This window comes from Fischerella muscicola PCC 7414, assembly GCF_000317205.1.
Lineage (GTDB): Bacteria > Cyanobacteriota > Cyanobacteriia > Cyanobacteriales > Nostocaceae > Fischerella > Fischerella muscicola.
Genome location: NZ_AJLK01000126.1, coordinates 14,721 through 33,887, shown reverse-complemented (window position 1 = coordinate 33,887; position 19,167 = coordinate 14,721). Strand labels below are relative to the sequence as shown.

The 19,167-nt window shown below is 41.5% G+C and carries 18 protein-coding genes; 7 read left to right on the top strand and 11 right to left on the bottom strand.

From position 1 onward, the window contains the following. Positions 1 to 79: 79 nt before the first annotated feature. Both UYI_RS37720 and UYI_RS0120570 read left to right on the top strand, forming a co-directional pair. Entirely contained in the window at positions 80 to 253 is a 174-nt protein-coding gene (locus tag UYI_RS37720) for a hypothetical protein (RefSeq protein ID WP_162140410.1), read from the top strand. A gap of 90 nt (positions 254 to 343) precedes the next feature. Beyond that, on the top strand, positions 344 to 1,735 hold the full coding sequence (locus UYI_RS0120570) for a malic enzyme-like NAD(P)-binding protein (RefSeq protein ID WP_016868555.1): 1,392 nt from the start codon (positions 344 to 346) through the stop codon (positions 1,733 to 1,735). Between the two features lie 306 nt (positions 1,736 to 2,041). On the opposite strand, the gene UYI_RS0120565 is transcribed toward UYI_RS0120570, so the two are convergent. The 7 genes from UYI_RS0120565 to UYI_RS0120535 all read right to left on the bottom strand — a co-directional run bounded on the left by UYI_RS0120565 (position 2,042) and on the right by UYI_RS0120535 (position 8,440). Further along, positions 2,042 to 2,788 carry a creatininase family protein gene (locus tag UYI_RS0120565; protein ID WP_016868554.1) on the bottom strand — a complete coding sequence of 249 codons (747 nt, stop codon included), beginning with the start codon at positions 2,786 to 2,788 and terminating at the stop codon, positions 2,042 to 2,044. A 79-nt stretch (positions 2,789 to 2,867) separates the two neighbouring features. Beyond that, complete coding sequence (locus UYI_RS0120560) at positions 2,868 to 3,140, bottom strand: cupin domain-containing protein (protein WP_016868553.1); 273 nt, start codon at positions 3,138 to 3,140, stop codon at positions 2,868 to 2,870. A 21-nt stretch (positions 3,141 to 3,161) separates the two neighbouring features. Then, entirely contained in the window at positions 3,162 to 3,521 is a 360-nt protein-coding gene (locus tag UYI_RS0120555) for a Mo-dependent nitrogenase C-terminal domain-containing protein (RefSeq protein ID WP_016868552.1), read from the bottom strand. Between the two features lie 765 nt (positions 3,522 to 4,286). Continuing rightward, on the bottom strand, positions 4,287 to 5,417 hold the full coding sequence (locus tag UYI_RS0120550; protein WP_016868551.1) for a sensor histidine kinase: 1,131 nt from the start codon (positions 5,415 to 5,417) through the stop codon (positions 4,287 to 4,289). Positions 5,418 to 5,424: 7 nt separating this feature from the next. Next, positions 5,425 to 6,135 carry a response regulator transcription factor gene (locus UYI_RS0120545; protein WP_016868550.1) on the bottom strand — a complete coding sequence of 237 codons (711 nt, stop codon included), beginning with the start codon at positions 6,133 to 6,135 and terminating at the stop codon, positions 5,425 to 5,427. A 115-nt stretch (positions 6,136 to 6,250) separates the two neighbouring features. Further along, positions 6,251 to 6,940: a LabA-like NYN domain-containing protein gene (locus tag UYI_RS0120540; RefSeq protein WP_016868549.1), complete on the bottom strand. Its 690-nt coding sequence runs from the start codon at positions 6,938 to 6,940 to the stop codon at positions 6,251 to 6,253. A gap of 981 nt (positions 6,941 to 7,921) precedes the next feature. After that, positions 7,922 to 8,440 (bottom strand): universal stress protein, encoded by a 519-nt coding sequence (locus tag UYI_RS0120535; RefSeq protein ID WP_016868548.1) that lies wholly within the window; start codon positions 8,438 to 8,440, stop codon positions 7,922 to 7,924. Positions 8,441 to 9,629: 1,189 nt separating this feature from the next. On the opposite strand from UYI_RS0120535, the gene UYI_RS0120530 reads away from it, so the two are divergent. The 3 genes from UYI_RS0120530 to UYI_RS0120515 all read left to right on the top strand — a co-directional run bounded on the left by UYI_RS0120530 (position 9,630) and on the right by UYI_RS0120515 (position 11,617). Then, complete coding sequence (locus tag UYI_RS0120530; RefSeq protein ID WP_009455110.1) at positions 9,630 to 10,142, top strand: inorganic diphosphatase; 513 nt, start codon at positions 9,630 to 9,632, stop codon at positions 10,140 to 10,142. A gap of 180 nt (positions 10,143 to 10,322) precedes the next feature. Next, a complete protein-coding gene (gene panD / locus UYI_RS0120520) occupies positions 10,323 to 10,706 on the top strand; it encodes an aspartate 1-decarboxylase (RefSeq protein WP_016868546.1) in 384 nt (127 codons plus the stop codon). 11 nt (positions 10,707 to 10,717) lie between these two features. Beyond that, positions 10,718 to 11,617 (top strand): MBL fold metallo-hydrolase, encoded by a 900-nt coding sequence (locus UYI_RS0120515; protein ID WP_016868545.1) that lies wholly within the window; start codon positions 10,718 to 10,720, stop codon positions 11,615 to 11,617. Positions 11,618 to 11,631: 14 nt separating this feature from the next. Here the strand turns inward: UYI_RS0120515 and UYI_RS0120510 are convergent, their stop codons facing one another. From UYI_RS0120510 to UYI_RS0120500, 4 genes are all read right to left on the bottom strand, one after another. Beyond that, the gene (locus tag UYI_RS0120510; RefSeq protein ID WP_016868544.1) at positions 11,632 to 12,726 is read right to left on the bottom strand and encodes an anthranilate phosphoribosyltransferase family protein; all 1,095 of its coding nucleotides are present in this window, start codon (positions 12,724 to 12,726) and stop codon (positions 11,632 to 11,634) included. A gap of 88 nt (positions 12,727 to 12,814) precedes the next feature. After that, positions 12,815 to 13,756, bottom strand: coding sequence for a LysR family transcriptional regulator (locus tag UYI_RS0120505; protein WP_016868543.1), 942 nt, complete (start codon positions 13,754 to 13,756; stop codon positions 12,815 to 12,817). A gap of 331 nt (positions 13,757 to 14,087) precedes the next feature. Next, positions 14,088 to 14,222, bottom strand: coding sequence for a hypothetical protein (locus UYI_RS39790; protein WP_268742278.1), 135 nt, complete (start codon positions 14,220 to 14,222; stop codon positions 14,088 to 14,090). A 142-nt stretch (positions 14,223 to 14,364) separates the two neighbouring features. Further along, positions 14,365 to 15,579: a HEAT repeat domain-containing protein gene (locus UYI_RS0120500; RefSeq protein WP_016868537.1), complete on the bottom strand. Its 1,215-nt coding sequence runs from the start codon at positions 15,577 to 15,579 to the stop codon at positions 14,365 to 14,367. 495 nt (positions 15,580 to 16,074) lie between these two features. Here UYI_RS0120500 and UYI_RS0120495 point away from each other — a divergent pair, with 495 nt between their 5' ends. Continuing rightward, the gene (locus tag UYI_RS0120495) at positions 16,075 to 17,700 is read left to right on the top strand and encodes a ferredoxin--nitrite reductase (RefSeq protein ID WP_016868536.1); all 1,626 of its coding nucleotides are present in this window, start codon (positions 16,075 to 16,077) and stop codon (positions 17,698 to 17,700) included. A 96-nt stretch (positions 17,701 to 17,796) separates the two neighbouring features. Next, positions 17,797 to 19,119: a CmpA/NrtA family ABC transporter substrate-binding protein gene (locus tag UYI_RS0120490; RefSeq protein WP_016868535.1), complete on the top strand. Its 1,323-nt coding sequence runs from the start codon at positions 17,797 to 17,799 to the stop codon at positions 19,117 to 19,119. Positions 19,120 to 19,167 lie beyond the last annotated feature (48 nt).

Here is a 19,167-nt window from a genome sequence, read left to right as displayed (position 1 = left end):
CAGCTATGCTGAGGGCAGCTATGCTGAGGGCAGAGGGCAGAAGGCAGAAGGCAGCTCCGATGAAAAAATTTCAACAGCCATGGATGAAAGTGTTCTTCTCCCCTACACCCCACACCCTTACACCCCCACACCCACTCTCAAGGCAGAGGGCAGAAGGGAAGAATCAGTTTCTTCCTCTGCCATTCATGGTTTTGTACCCTCTGCTTTCTTAACACCAAGACACCAAGTCACATCGTTAGAGTACAATTGCTAGATTGTGATTTTGAACGTACTAAATTTTCTGATTTGAGATTTTTAGAGCTAAATTCAATTTAAAATCTAAACTCTCTCACCCAAACCGATAATGACAGACCTTACCCCTAATTCTAGTTTTAGTTTGACACTGCGTCTGGAGATTCCCAACCGGATTGGCATGTTAGCTAGCGTGACTCAGGCGATCGCCACTACTGGTGGTAATCTTGGTCAAATTGATTTAATCGAACAAACTAGAGCTGTTTCGATTCGTGATCTCACCGTTGATGCTGCTAGTACTGAACATGCCGAAGCAATTGTACAAGCAGTTAAGGCTTTACCAGATATTAAATTACTGAATGTTTATGACCGCACCTTTAATCTGCATCGGGGCGGCAAAATTAGTATTACCAGTAGAATTAGCCTCAAAAGTGTGTCTGATTTAGCGATGGCTTATACGCCGGGGGTCGGACGTATTTGTACAGCGATCGCTCAGAATCCAGAAGAAGTTTACAAATTAACTATTAAACAAAATACTGTAGCAATTGTGACTGATGGCAGCGCAGTTTTGGGTTTAGGAAATCTTGGCCCAGGGGCTGCTTTACCTGTTATGGAAGGGAAAGCAATGCTTTTCAAAGAATTTGCAGGCATCGATGCTTTCCCCATCTGTTTGGCTACCCAGGATACAGATGAAATTGTCAGTACTGTGAAAAATATTGCCCCTGTATTTGGTGGGGTAAATTTAGAAGATATTGCTGCGCCTCGTTGCTTTGAAATAGAAGAAAGACTACGGCGAGAGTTGGATATTCCCGTTTTTCACGATGATCAACATGGTACAGCGATCGTCACCTTGGCAGCGTTGTTTAATTCTCTCAAGTTGGTGCATAAGTCAATGGAGCAAATTCGCATCGTGATTAACGGTGCTGGGGCTGCGGGAATTGCGATCGCTCGTTTATTGCAAAAAGCCGGAGCAGAGAAAATTTGGATGTGCGATTCTAAAGGTATTCTTTCCACCAGCCGCACCGACTTAACAGAAGAAAAACAGGAATTTGCAGTCAAAGCACAGGGTACTCTCGCAGGTGCAATGCAAGCAGCAGATGTGTTTATTGGTGTTAGCGGCCCGGGAGTCTTGACACCAGAAATGGTGCGTTCGATGGCGAAAGATCCGATTGTGTTTGCAATGGCCAATCCCATTCCGGAAATTCAACCAGAATTAGTCAGTAATGAAGTTGCGGTTATGGCAACTGGACGTAGTGACTACCCTAATCAAATTAATAATGTTTTGGCTTTTCCGGGGGTATTTCGCGGTGCATTAGATTGTCGGGCCGAGACAATTACCACTTCCATGTATTTAGAAGCAGCAAGTGCGATCGCTTCTTTAGTCAAACCATCAGATTTGGACAGAGAACATATCATTCCTTCTGTGTTTGATGAGCGCGTCGCTACTACTGTTGCGGCTGCGGTGCAACGTGCTGCACGCCAGGATGGTATTGCTCGTAGTTAGAGGTTAGAGACTGGGGACAGGGAGAGAGTTTTTGATCATGGCGATCGCTAAAAAAATCAGCACAGCTGTAAAATCAGTTTGCGATCACATAAAGTAGTACTCGACCACATAAGTTTTGAGGAGTTGCGAGGGGTTAGATCCCCGACTTTTTAAAAAAGTCGGGGATCTGGCCAACCTATCAAAATCAGTGTGGTGAAATAGTAGACCACGAGTGACGAGATCGAAAGTGAACTGAGATAACCTCTGTGGCTCAATCATTTTGATCCCCTTGACTCAAACATAGCTATTTTTGGAGTTCTCTAATCATTATTCTGCGCTTAAAAACTCCAAATACCCATGACTCAGTTCTTTCACCGCCAATTCATAAAACTGCTGGCCGTGTTCGGGTGTTGCTAAAGCAGGGTTTGATCCCATCCTGCCATCTGGGTAATGCTGACGAAAATCTTTGGCACCGTAAATTCTGTGTCCTTTCCCAACTTCTGGAGAAAGGGGTGCTTGCTTAATTGCTTCTGGATAAACAAATTGAGTTACAGCCACTTCACTTGGCGTTGCATGGGAACCTTCTTGATCCCCGTATAATTCTTTTGCTAGCTTGAACACTGAACTGCACATAAACCAGTTAGCAACTTGGCATTGCACATTTTGAGCATTAGGAATCTGCAAATCTTCCAAATGTGCGTAAGTTTCTGAAAAAGCTGCTTTCAGGGTAGCGATGTTACCACCGTGTCCGTTGATAAAGTAGAACTTGGTAAAACCTGCTTTCGCTAAACAGGTGATGTAATCTCGCACTACCTGGATCATCGTGCTGGGACGCAGACTGATTGTGCCAGGAAAAGCAGTATGATGCAGTGCCATGCCAACATTGATTGTAGGCGCAACGATGGCTTGGGTTGCTTCACCGACACCGCGAGCGATCGCTTCTGCACAAATCGCATCTGTACCCATTAATCCTGTCGGCCCGTGTTGTTCTGTAGAACCAATCGGGAGAATTATCCCCTGAGATTTTTGCAGATATGCTTCGACTTCTTGCCAAGTACTTAGATGCAATAACATTTTGGTTGTTAGTTGTTAGTTGGTTGTTGGTTATTCTAACCACTGTACGGGTGCAAGTCCTTGCGCCCCTACTAAACCACTAACCAAAACAATAGTGCTTCTTGACATCACTTCTAATTTCCCATGTACAGGACATACCAGCGGGAAAGGTAGCTAAATCACCTTTGCCCATTTGCACTGGTTGTCCACCGTTGGGAGTGACAACAACATCGCCTTCTAAAAAGTAGCAGATTTCTTGAGTATCATAAGTCCAAGGGAATTTAGAGACTTCTTTTTGCCAAATATCCCAATTGGATACACCCAATTCCTCGAGGCGTTTTTGACTGGGTTGACGCTCAATCTGAATTTCCATGCTCTGTATGCTTAAATGTTTTCAACAGTAGGATTGAATATCTTCTCCACACTGATCTACTAAATAACACAAAGCCCGAAAACGCAAGCCAACAAATTGGTCGTAAAGCGGGTTTAACTTACACATGGGTGGAATGTGGGCAACCTTGCGACCAAATAAAATAATATCCCGCTCAAAGGGACATTGGGCAGGGATCAATTTAGCAATAAATTTTGCCAATTTTTGATTTTGAATATCTAAGGAATCAAGCCATTGACGTAATGGTTGCAAGAAATCAGATTGAGTTCTGCTCAAAGAATTATTTATTTCTGATTGATGATTTTCTTCAGTGGGCTTAACAAAAGCTGAGAAAATAATATTTTGATTGCTAGTTTCAAGCATAATAATTACCCCTCCAATTCATGGATTATTTACTAGTATTCTCTATTTATATTGACGCTTATTAAGTCATCAATAACTGTTCAACTAAATACAAAATAGCAAAAAAAATCTTAACTGTGTGCTTTTGCAATTATTGATTTCTAATTTTCGATATATATAATACCTATCTTGAATCTAAATTAATTACCTAATAACACACAGTACCCACAGATGTAAATTTCCAGGAAAAATCGTGGCTTTACTCTTTCTATGGCTAGATTTCAGGAGAAAGATTTTTCATATGGACTGAATTTTAGAGTATCTAGTCTCCGAGAAAATGTTACCGAAGTTACAAAAGTTTATGATGAGAATATCTGAAAGTAATAATTAAGCATATTAATAATATTAAGCGATTATTAAAAATAAACTATTTAATATGAAATTTTGAATAAATCTTCGTTACTTATGAACTGGAGACACCAAGTTGTATATGCCAAAGGGAATGGGGAATCAAAATAGCTTGATCGTCTACTTCCTGGGTTTTCACCCTTTGCAGTTTCGTGATTGCTCATCCATATGTAATAGTTGCGATCGCTCACAACAAAAAAGCATAAGTTATGTTAGTTATACTTTTCTAAAATCTTTAATGTCGGGCTTGTATCTATTAAGATATAGTCTTGCTGGAAAAAGTAGCGTATGGAGCCATTGACAGCTAGAGCGATCGCATCAGTACTATAATTTAGGCGGCAAACTTGCTGATTGGGGCGTAGAACATTTGTCGCTAATTTAATCCATCTTCCTTAAGGACAAAGGCAGACAAAAACGAAAAGTGCTACCTACTCCGAGTTCACTTGCTACTTCTATATAGCCGCCTTGTAGCTCTACCAAGCGACGGGAGATAGTTAAACCGATACCAGTACCACCAGAGTGGCGATCGCGAGATTTGTCAGCTCGCCAGAAGCGTTCAAATATATGAGGCAAATCTTCTGGTGCTATTCCCATACCTGTATCAATGACTGCTATCCAAAGTTTTGAGTCATCAACCCAAGCTCGAATAGTAATTTTGCCTTGACTTGTGTAGCGTACTGCATTACCAACTAAATTTACCAACACCTGTTCTGTCCGATCAATATCTGCTAAAACAAGAGGCAGCTGGGGTGGAGACTCTAGTTGTAGAACCGGGCCATCTTCGAGCAATTGATCGGTGAACCTAGCCACTATTGACTCTAATAAAGGACGTATATTTACAGGCTGGATGTTAATTGGTAAATAACCAGCTTCTGCCTTGGAAAGTTCTTGCAAATCATTTACTAAACGTTCTAAGCGCTTAGTTTCTCTAACTAACCGCATATAAATTTCTGGGGAAGGTTCTATGCTGCCATCAGCTAGTTCCTCTAAATAACCGCGTACTACTGTCAGGGGTGTGCGCAATTCATGAGTCATATCTCCAATTAATTCCCGCCGCCGCGTTTCTACCCCTTCTAAGCTGGCTGCCATACGGTTAAAACTTGTCCCCAGTCTGTTGAGTTCTGGAATGTCAGACATAGGTAGCCGAGCATTTAGTCTTCCTTTGGCAAACTCCTGGGTAACTTTTTCCATCTCGGTTAAACCTTGCATAATCCGCCTAGAAACCCAGAAACTTAATCCTCCTGCTGCTGTACCACCGACAATAACTGACCAGATAGTACTGCGTCTCCAAGCACCTTCAAATCCGTCAACTAATTCTGTACGGACATTAAATAATCTGTAACCTCGTTTTTCTAATTGCTGTAAGTGCAGGACAAAAAAACGTGGAGAAGAAAGTTTGCTGATGATTACCAGGGTAAGTACCCCCACAATCATCACTACCAAGTGGGAGAAAAATAAGCGAGTTGCCAAAGGTAAGGACTTTGTTGATCGCCGACCCTTGTTAATCATTTAAACTTTACACTACATGAGAGTCTTCAAATTTGTAGCCTATGCCTACAACAGTTTTAACAAAAGTGGGGTTAGCAGGATCTGGCTCTATTTTTTTCCGCAACCGCGCTACATGAGTATCTACCACCCGTTCATCACCATAAAAGTTATCACCCCAAAGTTTGTCAATTAACTGGCTGCGGTTCCAAACTCGACCAGGACTGCTGATAAAAGTACTCAACAAATTAAATTCTAGAGCTGTTAACTCTAGAATTTCTGGTGGCTGAGAATCTATCTGACGACTGATAGTACGCTGTTCTACATCTACTGTAAAATGTTGCGTACGATAAATTTGATGTTGACCCCCACCCCGCAGACTACGCCGCAAAAGAGCGCGTACTCTGGCTACTAGCTCTCTTGGGCTAAAGGGTTTCACCATATAATCATCAGCACCAGTAGATAAGCCAATAACGCGGTCTATTTCCTCACCTTTGGCTGTGAGCATCAATATATAAGGATCTTTTGCCCCTGATTTTTGGCGAATTCTGGCACAAACTTCTAGTCCATCCAAGCCAGGAATCATTAAATCCAGAATAATTAAGTCCGGTGTTTGCTCTTGAAACATCCGCAAAGCGGTGTTGCCATCGCGACAGATGCGACAAATAAATCCTTCTTTTTCTAGAGAATGTTGGATCAACTGAGCAATTTCCGGTTCATCCTCAACGATTAAAATATCCATTTGAGTGAGAGGCGAGTAAAATGCACAGAGTAAATTAAGAGCAGTTTACTCCAGAAAATATCTACTGCTCTGGCAAGATACCAGTATAGATGAGGATGAATTGCTCAGGAAATTTTTATTGTACGCTGGTGTTTGATAGAGGACGGTAGTTGTAACCAGAATTAGAGTCTTTTTGAATGTGTTGTTTGATTGTATCTAGGTCAATAAAGCAGTCAGCAACATCGATTAAGCTATCACTGGTCATTGATCGGACGCTAACAATTTCTACTCGTACTCCTTTGTAAGCGATCGCATTCACAGCATAGGCTAAATCTCCATCCCCACTCACTAAAACCGCAGTATCGTAGTAAGGGACTAAATTAATCATATCTACAGCCATTTCTACATCTAGACTGGCTTTTTTAGAACCATCGGGAAACTGGACTAATTCTTTGGTAACTACCCGATAACCATTACGACGCATCCACAACAGAAAACCCTGCTGTTTGTCATTATTGCGATCCACACCAGTGTAGAAGAATGCACGCAATAGTTTTGCACCCTCAGTTAAGCAACAAAGTAATTTGGAATAGTCAATTTCAATTCCAAGTTGTAAAGCTGTATAAAATAGACTTGAACCATCAATAAAAATAGCCACACGACCGCGATTTGAGTGACTGGAAATGACTGTATCTGCTGAAGAATCTGGCATAATTATATCTTCAGTTTCAATACTGGTGTCCATCAGATTCTCTCCCTGCCATTGCGGTCTTTGTTTAAGTAATTTATATGAATTTGTCTGTTTGCTAAAAGTAGTAAAATTCATTGATACCTCTGGATTTTAAATCTGGAAAGTTTTTCCTTGAAATCTGTCAACACAAACACTTTACTGATTTGTGTCTGTGACAGCAAAGTATATCTATTCATAATGTGGACTCCTTAAAGGCAGCATACTTTTTGGGGAGAGAATTAAGTGAGTCATCAGCACATAATCCTATTTTAACTAGGCTATTAGTCTTCGCTTCATAGCATTATCTGGCTTATCAAAATAAATGACTGATATTAAAAGAAATTAATATCAATTGTTTTAGTTAAAAATGCAACCAACTACTACTAATATGTTGTTATATCCACACATTGCCTAGACAATATCAATTTAAAAATTTACTTATAACTCAAAGTTATCTGAGAAAATATTGAACAAATAGGATATGTATTTGCAAAAATTCCTGTTCTAACTTCTCATCTTGCACCAGGCTCAATCACTTGTAGGAATAGCCGTGGAAGAAATTTCGGCTATCAATCTAAAATCTTGTATCTAGTTGTTCCATTTCAGTAGAAACCTGGCAGAGATACGAATTTAAGAATAAATTCAATTATAAGTTTTAGTTACAACAAGAATTTCTAGCTGATATTGACTAGTTTCTTTATACAGTCTATTGAATTTTTTATCTCCTTATTAAAAAATTACACCGATTTTTGAATTGGTCTTTAGCACCTAAATGCTAAAAATAAGCAGTAAAAAGCTTACTAAAAACCAACTTATTGCAGCAGTTTAGTAAGTTATGACTCACAAAATCGCTGAAACTTCAGTATCAAAACGATTATTTTTGAAACTTATACAATAATCTATTTATTACTGCTATGTTGTGATTTAATCAACATTGTTATAAAAATAAAAATAAATTATTCTAATGCTAAATATGTTGAAATGTTATAAATATCTCTCAAAAGGAATGGCACACAGGTAATGGATTATGAGGAAAAATTGCAACCACCCATTACCCATTACCCATTACCGATCTACTTAAGTTTTTGCAGTTAGCTTATTTGGTTCAATTGCATGAATTAATCCTTGTACCGTCAAAACAGAGCAGGGAGCGTGATGCAGAACATAATTGCTTACACTACCAAGGAAAAACTCACTGATACCCCGACGACCTCGACGACCAATTATGATTAAGTCAGCTTTCCAACTTTGAGCTACTTCACAAATGACTCTACCTGGTTCACCAAAATTCTGGGTATATTCAGTTGTTACACCTTTGGCGATCGCTTGATCATAAAAAATCTTTAAAAATTCCATACCTTTTTGTTTGAGTGCTTCCCAGCGGCTCATGTAGTAATTGACAGCTTCCGGGCGAAAACTGGGATACAGACTGTCTGTGTGTAAAGCTATGGAACTTGGATAACGTTCATCAAAAGGATCGAGAACGTGAAGCAACATCAGACTAGCATTTAGTTTTTGTGCTAAAGCGAGAGCTTCATCAAAAACGCATTGTCCAATTTCAGATTTGTCTATGGCAACCAAAATTTTATAAAACATACTATATTCTTCCTTAGTCAAAAGGCACGTATCAATCTGAGAAATAAATTTGAACCCGCTACCAACAGGTTTTAGCTTTAAGCTAGTGAAAATTCTTTCGCGACTGATTACAACTGGTGCAAATATTCAGTTAGAACTTAATTCCGTATTAGATTGGCCAGTGACTAGAAACCTTATTTACACTTCTTGAGATATAAACTGCTATTTTTATTCTTATATTTGTAATTATAGAAAATTAATATGAGTACTTCATGAAGAATGATGTAAATCGAGGTTCCGATTAGAGAGTAGAATAGGAAGTTTTATTTATATTTACATTTAAACAATAAACACTCGCTATAAACTTGAGAAAAATTACATAATTTAGAAAAACTTTAAAAAATTATCATCAAATCCTTACATTGGATGATGATTATAGGTAGATAAACAATTTTCTGTTTGGAAACAAACAAGTAAATTGGTAGTAAAAAGTTACTTTTCGTAACAAATGTGAATAATTCCTTTGATTAATAACCGACAAATAAACTCAAGCTAACAGGAGAGCAATTTGTCCACAATCTAACTTTAGGATTATTCCCAACTTTTGCTGAATCTCTGTTCTGCAAGAGATTTCACTATCAACAGTCAAATCGCCAAGACGTATTTATTCACGCCAATTTACTTCATCAAGAAATTGTTTTGATTTGCAATAAACACATTTAAGTTAAAAAGTTTCAAAAAAATTATGAATTACTGTCCTTGCTGTTCCGGTCCCCTTTTATTACATATACGCGGCTCTGAAATATATTGGTTTTGCCGTCACTGCTGGCAAGAAATGCCTGTGTTGAACTGGGAAAAGCACAATTCATCATCTAAGTTATTAGTGAAAAATTTAACCCCTTCTACCGTTTCTCCATAAAAACCCTTTTAGGTAGGGAACAATTTCATTGGGAATAGAGAACAGAATAAAACTTGTTCCCTGTTCCCAATTAAGAGCAGGCGCACTGGCGGCACACCACCCGCTACTCAGGAAATAAAAACTTTTTCCTCCCCTATACCCCCACACCCGTGTATATTCAGAGTTCCACGTTCCCTTTGAAAGTTCGCTCCTTTTTCCCTATTGGGATATGTCCCTCTTGGCCCTAAAATTCTACACGGGGAGCCAACCAAGGCTCCGCCCATGTTTTACTATTAACTCAGGAGTTTTGTTGTGGACTTATCCCTTATTCCCCCTCAGCCTAAGCCAGGTCTAATTAACGTTCTGATTGAAATTACGGGTGGAAGTAAAAATAAATACGAGTATGACAAAGAGCTACAAGCTTTTGCTTTAGATAGGGTACTTTACTCATCAGTGCAGTATCCATATGACTACGGCTTTGTTCCCAACACTTTAGCTGATGATGGGGATCCACTTGATGGCATGGTGATTATGGATGAACCTACCTTCCCAGGGTGTATAATTGCTGCACGTCCTATTGGGATGTTAGAAATGATCGATGGTGGCGATCGCGACGAAAAAATCCTTTGTGTACCTGACAAAGATCCTCGCTATGCCAACGTCAAATCTATTAAAGACATAGCCCCCCATCGGTTAGAGGAAATAGCAGAATTTTTCCGCACTTATAAAAATCTTGAAAAAAAGGTGACAGAAATTCTTGGTTGGCATGATGTTGATCAAGTTATGCCTCTAGTTGAAAAATGCATTCAAGCTGGTAAAAAGTAAAGCTGATCGGGGATTGGGGATCGGGCATTGGTGTTTATTCTCTTCCTTGTCCCCCTTGTCTGTCTTGTTCTCCTTGTCTGTCTTCGCCCCCTAATCCCCACCAGGGACCGGTGAGTTCCCCCTTGTCTGGTTTGTCTCCCTTCCCTTCCCTTGTCCTACTTCCCCCAATCCCCACAGGCAATGCATCGCACCCTTCTTCTCGCAAAAATTCACAACTGTACTCTTACAGCAGCTAATCTCAACTATGTAGGTAGTATCAGTATTGATCGCATCTTGATGGAAAAAGCTGGTATCTTACCTTATGAGCAGGTTCAAGTAGTGAACATTACCAATGGTGAGCGCTTTACTACTTATGCGATCCCAGCTTCAGCAAATTCTGGAGCGATTGAACTCAATGGTGCAGCAGCACGTCTAGGCATTATAGGCGATCGCTTGATTATAATGTCTTACGGGCAGTTTACTACAGAAGAGTTAAAAACTTACTCTCCGACTGTTGTCATTGTGGACGAAAAAAATTGTATTTTGGAAATTCGCTACTATGATGACCTGCTCAGTAAGACCTAATTGCAAAAAAGATGTCAAATTTTGAGCTGTCGTCTCCCCAGAGCTACGTAAACCAGAAACTAGCTAATCAATCCTCTAATCATGAGGGAAAATTCGTAGTGCAATTTTGGGGTGTACGGGGTTTAATTCCCACCCCAGGCAGCAATACCAGTCGTTATGGTGGCAATACCGCCTGTGTAGAAATGCAATTAGCCAACAAACGCCTCGTTTTTGATGGAGGTACTGGTTTACGTGTACTTGGTAAAAGTTGGCTAAAACAACAGCAGCCTATAGAAGCTCATTTATTTTTTACTAACTCCCAATCAAATCGTATCCAAGGATTTCCATTCTTTGCCCCAGCATTTATTCCTGAAAATAGTTTTCACATCTATGGAACAGCAGCCTCAAATGGAGCTTCAATAAAACAATGTCTATATGATCAGATGCTGTTACCCCACTTTCCTTATCCTTTACAGGTGATGCAATCAGAATTGCAGTTTCACAACTTGAACCCGGGTAAGGTAGTCAAGCTAGATGACGTGACGATTACAACAGCACTAATTAATAAAACCCAAAAGTCTATTGGCTATAAAATCAGTTGGCAGAGTTATAGTGTTGCCTATGTCACTGATTTACAAAAGGAAATTGATACAGCTGAGCAAGAAAGCATCACACAGCTAGTGAAAGATGCTGATTTACTGATTACTAATATCAGCACTCCTTTCACATTCCACAAAACTGACTCTGATAATTCACACTGGCAAACTGCTGTAGATTTGGCTATTACATCCAACATCAAGCAAATAGTGTTTTCTCACCACCACCCAGACGATAGCGACGATTGGCTTGATCAGGTGCAAATAGAAATTGCATCTGCTTTTCCAGAAGCCTTAATTGCGCGTGAAGGGTTAATTTTGGATATTGGTCAATAGTCATTTGTCGTTTGTCATTTGTCAATAGTTAATAGCTTGGAATTATGGACTGTGAACTTTAGATTTTGGATAGTCTGAGTAACTTCTTGAAGTTTGGCTGCTACTGCACCAGTTGTGAGTAATTCTTTGGCCTTTGCAATACCCGCTGGCATATCTGAACAAATACCAGAACGCCACAAGTAAAACCCACCGTTCCATAAAGCTGTGTCCATCAGTTCAGAAGGAATTCCTTTGAGTACAGCTTGCATATCTTCTACTAGTTCGACCGTAGTACCCAGAGGTACATTTTTGCTAGTAAAGCCGTACTCACGGGGAACCAAATGCAATCTTTCTATTTCATTGCTGGTTGCAGGTGTTAGCAAGCCAATAATAGCAGTGCGATCGCGTGGTAAATCACAACTACCTTCTAATCCTTTTACAGTTGTAAAATTAGTTACTCCCCGTCTGGCTAAAGCGTCTTGAAACATAGCTTCTGTGGGAGGATGGACAAACCCCGCCACAATATGGGCATTGCCAGCATAAGGACACCAAATTAATTCCATTGTGGCAAAAGGTGGACGCTTACCTAACTGGTCACGGTACTCCCAAATACTTTGACTTAAGGGAAAATGCTGTGGTGTGTAGACAAAGCCAATTCCCGTTTGCTCAAGCACCTGCTGAGTTTTTTCCAACGTTAACCCAGTCCAATCTACCCCCAAACCCTGCCAAATTTCTACCAAAGGTAAACCATATTTGGTTGGTAAGCGATCGCCCCCATGCATCACCACTGGTTGTCCAGCAGTAGCTAACAATAAGGCTGTGATTGGGCTAATGGGTGCTGTGCGGGTTCTGCCATCATAGGGTATGCCTAAAACCATCACTGGCCGCACAGAAGATACAGATGCTAGTTTTGGCCCAAGTTGATCATAGGCATCTAGCATCCCTGCTAGTTCTTCTCCCGTAGGACGTTTAATGCGGTGGGCAATTAAAAAAGCCCCGATTTGGGCTGGTGTCGCTTCACCCAGCAGCATCATCCTAGTTGCTGTAGCAGCTTCCTCACGAGTTAAGTTTTCTCCCGTATGATTACCACTGCCTACCTTTTTCAGTAATTCCCGAAATGTATTGCTCATAGGTCAAGAGTTAGTGGTTAGTGGTTAGTGGTTAGTGGTTAGTGGTTATAAAGTCAACAACTAACTACTAACAACTAACTACTATCAATTAACAAGCTGATCGCTCTAAAGCAACTTGTGGTGGTATATTTTCCCTCACTAACTGCCAAAAATGGTGAATAGGAGGAATTTGCAAACGGTCTTGAGTTGTCACCATCACAACTCGGCGAGTCAAATTAGAGTTGTCAGCAGAACTATTATTATTAGCTAAGGGACGAACCGCTAGGGTTGCGTCTTTACGTGCTTCTACCAATGCTGAATTGGGTAGTAAAGCTACTAATTCTCCCTGACGCACTACTCCCCGAAAGGCGTCCAAAGTGTTAACTTCTAAAACTGCCTGGAGTGTAGCTTGCAGGCGTTCAAACCGATCTTGGACTAGGCGTTGCATTCCATAACCATCTTTAAAAACTACTTGCGGGTAACGAACTAACTCTGACCAAGGAATGCGTTCATACTGGGCTAAAGGGTGATTGGCCCCGACCAGAACTTTTATCGGTTCATCATATAAAACTTCTACCACCATTTCTTTGCCAGCAGTTAAAAAGCGATTATTCATGACAATCGCCATATCTACTAGCCCATCTTTAAGGACTTTTAAAGCCCGATCGCTACCCAAGGATGTTACCCGCAGTTGCACGTTGGGATAATCGTGACAAAATTGTTGTAATACTGGTGGCAAGTAGTAAGCACACAGCGAGTGAATCACAGCTACACACAATTCAGGTTGCTTTCCTGCTACTAAATCTGTTATCTCTTGGGTGGCTGTTTGCCACTCTTGGCAAATTTTGCGGGCGCGGGGTAACAAGCGTTCACCAGCTAGTGTCAGCTTTGCTTGACCAGTTCTGTGAAACAATTCCAACCCCAAATCTGCTTCCAGTGCCTGGATCTGGCGACTGATAGTCGATTGGGTAACACTACATTTTCTTGCTGCCCCTTGAAAGCTACCGGTGTCCGCGATCGCTAGGAAGGCTTGCAACTGCTCTAGTCGCATGTTGGTGTAGCCTGCATTACATTTATGGCTTTGACTAACTTAACGTATTTGTAGCAACATTTTAGTAGAGTTTGTTACATCTAATGGTGTTTTAGCAATCAAAACAACAATTTTTGTGTTTACTTATTTACGCGAATAGTTGGTAGTTGGTGGTTGGTTGTTAGTGGTCATTTGTTAGTGGTTAGTAGTTGTTTGTTGGTTGTTGTTTGTTGGTGAGACCAGCCCCCCAAAAAGGCGGTCTCCGTCACGTAGACGCGTAGACGCGAAGCGGTGAGGGGGTCGCAGTCTTGGCGGTTTCCGTCACGATTGCGAACCCCCGAACCCGGAGGGCTTAAGGTAAGGGTAGGGGGACTGGCGAACCCGTAGACACGTAGACGCGTAGACGCGAAGCGGCTTCCGCAGGTAGCGGCTTAAGGCAGGGTAGTGGCTTCCCGTCAGGGTAGGGTGGTTGGTGGTCATTTGTCATTGGTCATTGGTTAAGAAGGAACTCTTAACTCTGAACAGGGAACTCTTAACAGGAAATAGGTAATTTCTTCCTTGTCTCCCGTGTCCCCCGTGTCTCCCGTGTCTCCCTTGTCTCCCGTGTCCCCCATGTCTCCCCACACTCCTCACTCTCTTTTCAGTTCAAGATTCCTCAAGGCTGCGATCGCATGTAGTCTCACTAGTTCATCAGCATCTTTTGTTAGGGCAATTAAAGCTTCTTTAGCTTCGTTTCTGCCTAATTGTCCTAATGATAAAGCGAGGACTCCTTTAAATGCGGCATTTTCGGGCGCTGGGTGCTGTTTTTGCAGTATTGCCAATAATATCTCCGTTGCTATTGGCGTTAACTGTGGTTGTTTGATGCGTCCCAGAACAGTTACAATTTCCTGACATAGTGCTACTGATTCTAGTTGGTTAAGCGCTGTGCAGAGGTATTCCAAACTAGAAGGCGTTTCCATCCAGCTTAAAGCGCGAATAGATTCCATTTGTAGTTTTACTGGTGTATGGGGTGACATTAGTACCTGAAATAAATACTTAGCAACATCGTCACCACCTATACGGGATAAAGCAACTGCGGCCGTACAACAAACCTCCAGATTAAAGTCGTAGAGTTTGGGTTGCAGTTTTGTGACTAAATCTAATGTGTCGCGTAATTCTGGGCGGAAGCTCAAACCCTGTACAGCTTCTCGCCGCACCGGGGCAGCAATATCATCCAACGCCCGTATCAGTACTGGTGGTACACGTTCATCGTGAAAGCTACCAAGAGCTTCAATTGCAGTAGCGCGAACAGCCGCTGAGGTATCTTCTACTACACTCAATAAAGGTGTAATAACTTCTTGATGACGGATCAGGGATAGCGATCGTACTGCTAACAACCGTGTTTCGCTATCTCTCAAAAGTTCTGTTAAGGCAGCAATCGCAAGTGTACCCATTTGTCCCAGCGCGGATACTGCCATTGCCCTGAGGTCTTCGTCATCTTCTGTTTTCAGTAATTCTACTAGGGCAGAAATTGCATTAGGGTGTTGAAATTCTCCTAAAAGGCGTGCTGCATACCAGCGCAGTTCTTCTTCTGCCTCTTCATCCGTCAATATCTCTATCAATGGGGGAATAGCGATCGCTCCCAGATACTTAATCACCTTGGCTATTTCCCAGCGTTGCTGAAAATCCCCCACTACCAGAACTGAAAGTGCTAATTTTAGCACTTCTGCTTGGTTTTCTAGCATTTCTAAGTTTTTTGGTTTCTTTTCTAGAATTAACTTATGCAGATATTGAATTAACAACTGCCAGTCAGCAGTATCTTGTGCTGCTTGTGCTTGCAATAAAAGCTGGTTGATATTATTCACTGTTAGTAGTTAGTGGTTAGTAGTTAGTAGGGGCGTGCAGTAGTTAGTAATACTTGATTTAGTTATCTTGAGACGACTTTGTCTATGAGCCAAGGATTTTAATCCTTGGCGATTGTTGCTTTCCGCAGCGTACAACAATCAACAAACAACAATCAACACATAACAAATACTCGCGATCGCAATTATTCAAGCGCTTTACGGCGATTTCTCGCTTATATTCAATGCACTAAATGCATACTTTTAATACAATATGTGCATTTTTGCAGATATTTCGTAACAAGCTATACGATTTTTATGTATTTACAACTTTAACCTAAATGCATGTGAATCAAGATTAAGATTCAGTATTCCAAAAGAATTAACCTACTGACCAAATATCTGAGTCCTTTGTCATTTGTTCTTTGTCATTAGTGTCAGGCTAATGACCGACGACTAATGGCCAATATCTAATGACTGATGACTAATGACCATTGACTAAATGATTAATGACTAATCATGACAGAAGCAGTAACTACCGTCACGGCCAGCCTCAATAAATTCGAGAAATTTAAGGCAGAAAAAGATGGACTTGCCGTCAAGGCAGAGATAGAGAAATTTGCCTCTATTGGGTGGGAGGCAATGGACGAAACTGATCGTGATCATCGCCTCAAATGGATGGGGGTATTTTTTCGCCCAGTCACTCCAGGCAAATTCATGATGCGGATGCGGATGCCAAATGGTATCGTCACAGCTGCTCAAATGCGAGTACTAGCTGAAGTAGTGCAGCGTTATGGTGATGACGGCAGTGCTGACATTACTACTAGACAGAATATCCAATTACGAGGCATTCGGATTGAGGATTTACCAGAAATTTTTCATAAATTTCATACAGTGGGCTTAACCAGTGTGCAGTCAGGAATGGACAACGTCCGCAACATTACTGGTGATCCCGTGGCAGGATTAGATGCCGATGAGTTGTTCGATACGCGCGAGTTGGTGCAACAAATTCAAGACATGCTTACCAACAAAGGCGAAGGCAACCCAGAGTTTACAAATCTACCACGGAAGTTTAATATTGCCATCACCGGCGGACGGGATAATTCTGTTCATGCGGAGATCAATGATTTAGCTTTTGTACCTGCATTTCATGAAGATGGGGAGGTGGGGAGATTGGGAGATGGGGAGAAAGATTTCACCCCAACTCCCTATCACTCCACCAGTAAAGTCTTTGGGTTTAATATCTTAGTGGGTGGATTCTTTTCGGCTAAACGCTGTGAAGCTGCTATTCCCCTAGATGCTTGGGTTCCACCATCAGATGTAGTTGCCGTATGTAGAGTTGTCTTAGAAGTTTTCCGCGATCACGGCTTACGTGCCAACCGTCAAAAATCACGGCTGATGTGGTTAATCGACGAATGGGGTTTAGAGAAATTTCGCTCAGAAGTCGAACAGCGTTTGGGTAAGCCGTTGTTACCAGCAGCACCTAAAGACGAAATTGATTGGGAAAAACGCGACCATATCGGCTTATACAAACAAAAACAACCAGAATTAAACTATGTAGGATTACACATTCCTGTTGGTCGGTTGACAGCCGAAGACATGTTTGAAATCGCACGTTTAGCGGATGTGTACGGTAATGGTGAAATCAGGTTGACCGTTGAGCAGAACGTCATTATCCCCAATATTCCTGATTCACGCTTAGTGTTATTTTTAGCAGAACCATTACTAGAAAAATTCAGTATTGATCCCCAACCACTGACGCGATCGCTCGTTTCCTGCACAGGCGCTCAATTTTGCAACTTTGCCCTGATTGAAACCAAAAACCGCGCCTTGGGCGTAATCAAAGCCTTAGAAGAAGATTTAGAACTAACTCGTCCGGTGCGAATTCATTGGACTGGTTGCCCCAACTCCTGCGGACAACCCCAAGTAGCAGACATCGGCTTGATGGGAACCAAAGCCCGGAAAAACGGCAAAGCTGTAGAAGGCGTTGACATCTACATGGGCGGGAAAGTCGGCAAAGAAGCACATCTGGGAACCTGCGTCCAAAAAGGGATTCCCTGCGAAGACTTGCAGCCAGTATTGCGAGACTTATTGATTCAGCATTTCGGAGCCAAACCCAGGCAAGAAGCCTTAGTCACTCATTAATAGTGGCTAATTGGTAATTGGTAATGGAAAAAATACCGATTACCAATTAACAACTAACCACTAACAACTAACAACTAACTAATTACAACAAAACAAATGAGCAATCTTTCCAGAAGAAAATTTATTCTCACTGCAAGTACTGCGGCAGCTGCTTCTATCCTGGCTCACGGTTGCTCCTCCGGTGGTTCTCAGTCAGCAACAACTGGTGGCGACAAACCAAGCGCAACCACAGCAGCTAATGTTTCTACAGTAGCTAACGCTCCCAAAGTCGAAACAACAAAAGCAAAGTTAGGCTTCATACCACTAACTGACTCTGCACCCCTAATTATTGCCAAGGAAAAAGGTTTCTTTGCCAAGTACGGAATGACGGATGTCGAGGTAGTTAAGCAAAAATCCTGGCCTGTCACCCGTGACAACTTAAAAATCGGTTCAGCTGGTGACGGTATTGATGGCGCGCACATCCTCAGTCCCATGCCTTACCTGATGACCATCAACGATAAAGTGCCGATGTATATCTTGGCACGACTAAACACTAATGGTCAGGGTATCTCTGTTGCCAATAAATTGAAAGATTTGAAAGTCGGCTTACAAAGCAAAGCACTGAAAGAAGCTGCCGCCCAAGCCAAAGCAAACAAACAAGCCATGAAAGTTGCTATGACCTTTCCTGGTGGTACTCATGATTTGTGGATGCGCTACTGGCTAGCAGCAGGCGGGATCAATCCTGATCAAGATGTGGTTTTGGAACCCGTACCACCACCACAAATGGTGGCAAATATGAAAGTTGGTACTGTCGATGCTTTTTGCGTGGGAGAACCTTGGAATGCCCAATTAGTAAGTCAAAAATTGGGTTACACAGCCTTAGTTACAGGCGAATTGTGGAAAGATCATCCAGAAAAAGCCTTTGCGATGCGCAAAGATTGGGTTGATAAAAATCCCAATGCCACACAAGCATTATTAATGGCAATTATGGAAGCCCAGCAGTGGTGCGATCGCGCCGAAAACAAAGAAGAAATGTGCAAAATCTGCTCCGACCGCAAATATTTTAACGTTGCAGTTGCAGATATTCTCGAACGGTCTAAAGGCAACATTGATTACGGTGATGGACGCACCCAACAAAACTTCTCACAACGGATGAAGTTCTGGGCAGATAATGCTTCCTATCCTTACAAGAGCCATGATATTTGGTTTTTAACAGAAGAAATTCGCTGGGGCTATTTGCCAAAAGATACCAAAGTTAAAGAAATTGTAGACCAAGTTAACAAAGAAGATTTGTGGAAAAAAGCTGCCAAAGCAATTGGTGTAGCTGATTCCGAAATTCCTACCAGCGTTTCTCGTGGAGTTGAGACATTCTTTGATGGTGTCAAATTCGATCCAGATAAACCAGAAGCATACTTGAGCAGTTTAAAAATCAAGAAATGACAACTGACAACTGACAACTGATAACTGATAACTGGTCAACTTGGAGCG